The sequence below is a fragment of the Streptosporangium fragile genome (genome assembly GCF_039534445.1).
Classification (GTDB): Bacteria; Actinomycetota; Actinomycetes; order Streptosporangiales; family Streptosporangiaceae; genus Streptosporangium; species Streptosporangium fragile.
On the sequence record NZ_BAAAVI010000161.1, the window covers coordinates 1 to 1708 of the forward strand.

The window sequence follows — 1708 nt, forward strand, 5'->3', positions numbered from 1 at the left end:
CCCAACTCCGCCAGAACACCACCCACCAGAACCAACCTAACGAAGTACTACTAGTTGCTGAGCCCTCTCTGTCAGACTGCCGTGAGACATGGGACGCAGGAGTCCTTCTGATGTGAAGCAGGGCGAGACAGGACGATCAAGACAGTGACGATGACCCTCGCCGACCAGACCGCAATGACCGGGCAGGATGGTCGTGTGACTTCCCAGCAGCCGGAGCGGCCCAAGCGGCGCACCTTCACCAAGGCCTACAAGGCGCGGATCCTGGCGGCCTTCGACGCCCTGCCCGAAGGCAGCGCCGAGCGCGGCGCCCTGCTGCGCGCCGAACGGCTGTACCACTCCCACATCGAGCACTGGCGCAAGCAGGCCGAGACCGGCACCCTGGCCGCCTCGACGGGAAAGCCGGTGAAAAGTGCCGAGGCCGAGGAACTGGCCCGGCTGCGCGCCGAGAACAAGAAACTCAAGGCCGCCAACGACAAACTCGCCGGCGAGCTCGGCAAGACCCGGACCGCCCTGGACATCGCGGGAAAAGCGTTCGCGCTGCTGCAGGACATCTCAAGCAGCGCGGACTCCGAGAAGAAGTGACCCGGCTCCTCGGCGAGCACTTCCCCGAAATGGAAGAAGCCATCGGCACGGTGCGCGCGTGTGCGATTCTCGGGAAATCCCGGGCCACGCTGCACCGGCACCGCAACCCCGCCCCGCCCCGGCTGGGGCCGCGCCGCCCGTTCCACCACCCGGCCGAGCTGACCGAGCACGAGCGCGCCCAGGTGCTGGCGGCGCTCGACTCGCCCCGCTTCGCCGACAAGTCGCCGGGCCAGGTGTGGGCGACCCTGCTGGACGAGGGCGTCTACCTGTGCTCGCAGGCCACCATGTACCGGCTGCTGCGGGAGCGTGGCACGGCCGGCGAGCGCCGCGCCCAGGCCGTCCACCCCGCGCGTAAGAAACCCGAGCTGACCGCCGACGGCCCCCACCAGGTGTGGTCATGGGACATCACGAAACTGAAAGGCCCCGCACGCGGCACGTACTATCTGCTGTACGTCATCCTGGACATCTTCTCCCGGAAAGTCGTCTGGTGGGAGATCTGGCCGACCGAGACCGGGATCTTGGCCAAGGAGTTCATCGAGCACGCCATCGCCGCCAACGGCGGGATCGCGCCGGAGGCGATCCACGCCGACCGCGGCACGGCGATGACGTCGAACACCGTCTCCGGGCTGCCGGCGCTGCTGGGCATCGACCAGTCCCATTCCCGGCCGCGCGTGTCCAACGACAATCCGTATTCCGAAGCGCAGTTCAAGACGCTCAAGTACTGTCCGGCGTTTCCGGGCGGGTTCGGGTCCATCGAGGACGCGAACGTCTTCTGCGGCCAGTTCTTCCGGTACTACAACACCGAGCACCGCCATTCCGGGATCGGGATGCACACCCCCGCGTCGGTGCACGACGGCTCGGCGGTCGAGATCCAGGCCCGGCGGGCCGCCACGCTGAACGCGGCGTTCCTGGCCCATCCCGAGCGGTTCCGCGGTCGGCGGCCGAGCCCGCCGCCGCTGCCCGCCCGGGTATGGATCAACAAGCCGTCGACAGACCTCGAAGACGACGAAGCCGAGACCTCAGCACAGACACCGAACGTGGCTTGATGTCTCAACAGGTTTGACAGGTACCGCACCGGGCCACCGTGATTCCCTCCCGATTGAGCTGTCCCCACACCTTCCGCGCC

2 protein-coding genes are annotated in these 1708 nt (G+C 67.6%); both read left to right on the top strand.

The genetic code is table 11. The features are described 5' to 3' along the window. Positions 1-195 precede the first annotated feature (195 nt). Positions 196-582, top strand: coding sequence for a hypothetical protein (locus ABD841_RS40405; protein ID WP_344982367.1), 387 nt, complete (start codon positions 196-198; stop codon positions 580-582). Next, entirely contained in the window at positions 579-1628 is a 1050-nt protein-coding gene (locus ABD841_RS40410; protein WP_344982369.1) for an IS3 family transposase, read from the top strand. The genes ABD841_RS40405 and ABD841_RS40410 overlap by 4 nt, the downstream gene beginning before the upstream one ends. Positions 1629-1708: the final 80 nt, after the last annotated feature.